Annotated in this window: 4 protein-coding genes and 1 pseudogene; all 5 read left to right on the forward strand. The window is 34.0% G+C overall.

The window, feature by feature from the left end:
* Positions 1-195: 195 nt before the first annotated feature.
* A pseudogene (locus F993_RS20890) lies at positions 196-640 on the forward strand (VENN motif pre-toxin domain-containing protein); the annotation flags it as partial.
* Between the two features lie 742 nt (positions 641-1,382).
* A complete protein-coding gene (locus F993_RS14045) occupies positions 1,383-1,823 on the forward strand; it encodes an Imm42 family immunity protein (protein ID WP_004653206.1) in 441 nt (146 codons plus the stop codon).
* A gap of 22 nt (positions 1,824-1,845) precedes the next feature.
* Positions 1,846-2,376, forward strand: a complete 531-nt coding sequence (locus F993_RS14040; protein ID WP_004653208.1) for a DUF2247 family protein — start codon at positions 1,846-1,848, stop codon at positions 2,374-2,376.
* A 33-nt stretch (positions 2,377-2,409) separates the two neighbouring features.
* The gene (locus tag F993_RS19855; protein WP_004653209.1) at positions 2,410-3,327 is read left to right on the forward strand and encodes a hypothetical protein; all 918 of its coding nucleotides are present in this window, start codon (positions 2,410-2,412) and stop codon (positions 3,325-3,327) included.
* On the forward strand, positions 3,324-3,728 hold the full coding sequence (locus tag F993_RS14035; RefSeq protein ID WP_004653210.1) for a hypothetical protein: 405 nt from the start codon (positions 3,324-3,326) through the stop codon (positions 3,726-3,728). The genes F993_RS19855 and F993_RS14035 overlap by 4 nt, the downstream gene beginning before the upstream one ends.
* Positions 3,729-3,939 lie beyond the last annotated feature (211 nt).

Below are 3,939 nucleotides of genomic sequence, written 5' to 3' on the forward strand. Positions count from 1 at the left end.
GTGTGTTAAGTGTAAATATTTTGTTTATGTAACTAATCATTTTAACAGTCATTGAGTATTTTTAGAATTTTAACGAAAGTAGTTATAAAATGTTAATTCTAGCCGTATTTCAAATGCGGCTTTTTTTATGTATAGATTTTGCCTCTGGTCTGGAAAAATAGAGTAAAAATTTTTAGGAAAGATGCCAGCCAGTGGCAAAAAGCGGGTGTGTTATTAGATATGGTGTCGGCAGGCTTGTCCGCACATACTGCGAGTGGTGCAGGTATTGCAGCCTCGACATTGAGTCCAGCTGCAAGCTATGAAATTGGTCAATACTTTAAGGGCAAAGATGCTGAAGGTAGTGCAGCGCATATCTTGGCACATACGATTTTAGGTGCAGCAGTTGCCGCAACAGGTGGTAATAATGCCTTGAGTGCGGGTATTGCAGCAGGTGGTGCTGAGGCCGCAGCGCCGTTACTTGCTGAGTATTTGTATGGTAAGAAAGCTAAAGATCTAACCGCAAGTGAGAAATCTACAATTAGCTCAATTGTCGGTTTAGCAGGTAGTGCTGTTGGTGCAACCACAGGTGATGTATCAAGTACGGTTCAAGGTGGACAATCTGCACAGAATGCGGTGGAGAATAATTATTTAACTGTAAAACAAATTGATGAATTTAATAGGGAAATGAAAGACTGTAAGAAAAATAACAATTGTAGTCAAACTATAGAAAAGTATAAAAATTTATCAATAACGCAAGATGAAACATTATCAGCAATTTGTTCAATAGATGCTGTCTTATGCAAAGAAAAATATGGTTTTATTATTAATGCGCGTGAAGATATTAAAAAGCAACTTGATCGGTCAAAAGATATTCCTGGACTTTATCAACAAGGATTACTATCTCAGCAGATTCAAGCCGAAGGAATTGTTTTTAATCAAGAGATTGCACGACAATTAAAGGTTAAATTTAATATCACAGATGAGCAAGCCCAGCTTTTAGCAATGGCCGCATCTGGTGTTGCTGGTAGTAAAAAAATAGTAAAGGGTAATAATAAGCCAAATAATATGCTCCCCGTAGCGGATGCTATTGTTGCAAATAACAATTTGACTTATAAATCAAACTCAAAACATACTTTGGGTGGGGTTGGTAATCGCCCTAATGCAGGTATTGAACCTAAAAATTCCTTAGAACTATTTGAGAAATCTATTCCAATAGGAGGAAATTCAAACAAGCGGTTTACTCTAGACTCAAATGGAAATGTACACCAATTTACATATGAAGGAACTGGATCTAATACTTACCACTGGGCTGGAAGTACGGGTGATAGTCGTAATCCATTAATTTTGGATAATAAAACTAAAGCAATTTTGCGTAAAAATGGTTGGTCTACTAAGGTGTTAAAATGATATTAAAACATAGTGATGATTTTTTTATACAGTGGGATGTAGTTTTTTCCCAGGAAGATAATTTAAATCTAGGAGTATTTAATTTTTGGATTAATGATCTATGTTATCCAGCAAAAGGAATTAATATTACATTAAGTTCTGTTTTTAATGCTTTAATTAGTAATGTTGTGGAAATTAACGCATTGAAAAATGATTTAGGAAATGTCGCAATAGAAGAAATAGATTTTACTGCATTTGAAAGTGAAAATTTAGTGTGGTTAGATACTGGCGAGTTATTTCAATTTGGTTTTGGCCTAGTATTAGGTTTTGATGGGGATTTTGAAAGATTGTTTTACACTGTTGATTATGAAAAAACATATTCGGAAGTGATTTTACGTAAAGGGGTCTTAATTGAAACATTAAAATCTTTAATACCATATGTTAATAAAATGGAGTAATTGTAGGGATACCAACTAAACCATGATAACTCAAGCATATGAAAAAATTAAACAGCTTAATTTTGATAAGTTTGGAACTATCTATATTGGATATATAGGAGTTCCAGAATATGGTTGTTTAAGTAATGAGATGGTAAGTAGTTTTCTAGAAGATTACTTTCTAAAGACAGAGGTTATTGCCAACGAATTATCTGATGTCTTAAATGAATTGTTAGTTATAGATAAAGATACTTCAAGAGATGATATTTTAAATCTGTTGAGAAAAGTAGTAAATACTTTAAATATTGATATTCCAAAATCGTCTCATAAGTGGTCATTAGTTTGTTTGGACTTGAAGCTTAACGGGCTGAGCTTAGACCCAGTGTATGGCTTATTAGAGTTATCAAATTTTTGGATTGATTGGGGACAGCCAAAGAATTCACCACATATGATTCAAGGTGTAAATAACAATGTAGATGCTTCTGATTATTATACAGAAGAAAATTATAAAAAAATGATTGATATTAATTATGATTGGTTGAAGCTGGAGTTAAGTAAAAAGGGAGCGAGTTAAGTGTAACTATAGAACAGTGGTGCGCTGAACAATGTGTTTGATAAGGACAAGGTTCAGAAAGAAATTAATCTACAGATGGATGTGACCAAAAAGTTTGATGCCAATCGTCAAGAAGCTGGAATTACAGTTGGTAATATTGTACAAGCACTTGAAGCTACAGGGCAGGCAATAGATGGGGCGAAACAGGCACATGCCATAGCAAATAAAATTGAGCAAGAAAATCAAAAACTCAGTCCAGAAGATCAACTACTATTTGGAAACTTGATTATAGAGCTTTCACAAAGCCAAAAAGTTGAGGCAACGGATAGCTATTATCCTCTTATTGTCGGGGCTGGAGAGGTGCTTGCAATGGCAGCAGGCGCATGTGCAAAAAGTCCAGCTTGTGTAAGTGCGACAGTTAATGCATTAGGAGCAGTAGGAGTTGCAATCTTAAGTGAGCAATCTGAGGATAAAGACAAAAAGTCTACACCAAAGCCATTACCATCAACTTCTGGTAATTCCGCAACAGGTATGCCACCTGAACCTGATGATGGGCAAGATGAGTCTTTAGATAATATCAGAGCACCAAATAGTAGGCATAATGCTTCATCTGTTACACAAAGATCTCAAACGAAAGAAAATAATACTGTAGTAACTCGGTCAGTAAATATGGATAAAGATACTCAACTGATTAAAAGTGGGAGTGCAAGAAATATTGGTAGAGACTCTAATTCAGGTGATCTTCTACATAAACTTCCGAACGGAAGGGTTTATGCCGAAAAAAGTAACGGCCAATTGTATCCTCATTCTGGACCAGGTGTTCATGCGCTGGATAGAGGGGCTTATAATGCATTAGGTGTTTATAATAAATTTGGTAGAACTGATACAGCTGAAACTATTTTAAAGAGTATGAAGATTACACCACAGGCAAGAAGTGCTGCACTTAAAGTTTTAAAGGAAAATTCAAAATGAGTGTTTTTTTCGAAAGAAAATTGGATACAACCTTAATTGAAAATTTTATCCATGAAGTTTTTAATATAAAAAATTCTGAAATAAAAGTATTTGAACAGGATGATTTTTTCAATGGGGAGTATTTGAATGTTGATGAAAAAATTAAATGTTTATGTACATATAGATATCTAAATGGAGATGCTAAAACCATTGTTGATCTTTATAGAATTGAAGATCAAAGCCCAAAAACGATGGTGGAGAGATTAAAGAAATTATTTGGTGAAAATAAGTGGGATGGAGGTGTTTATATAGAAAATATCGATGGAGATTATTTGTTTTTTAATAATTCATTTGCAATACCTGTTCTTATTGATGATGATAATCTTGAAGATAATGAGGTTTTTTTTACAAAAAAATATTAATTATTATTAAGATAAGTCCTGATACAGAGAAATCAACATGATTTCTTTGAATCGACATAAAAGTAAAAGTTGGTTTTATTTTAAACACACTAAATTTTATTTTTAGTGTGCAGTAAGTACAAGTCGATGCCAAAGCGCTGAATATCGAGAGTTTGCAAGACAAGGCAAGCTATAAGAGCAAACAGCAGAATGTAGAAGGTCAGGTTACGAT

This window comes from Acinetobacter proteolyticus, from assembly GCF_000367945.1.
GTDB lineage: Bacteria > Pseudomonadota > Gammaproteobacteria > Pseudomonadales > Moraxellaceae > Acinetobacter > Acinetobacter proteolyticus.

Coding starts and splice junctions, on each gene's coding strand:
- F993_RS14040 (WP_004653208.1), top strand. CDS start 1,846: ATGATAACTCAAGCATATGAAAAAATTAAACAGCTTAATTTTGATAAG.
- F993_RS14035 (WP_004653210.1), top strand. CDS start 3,324: ATGAGTGTTTTTTTCGAAAGAAAATTGGATACAACCTTAATTGAAAAT.
- F993_RS14045 (WP_004653206.1), top strand. CDS start 1,383: ATGATATTAAAACATAGTGATGATTTTTTTATACAGTGGGATGTAGTT.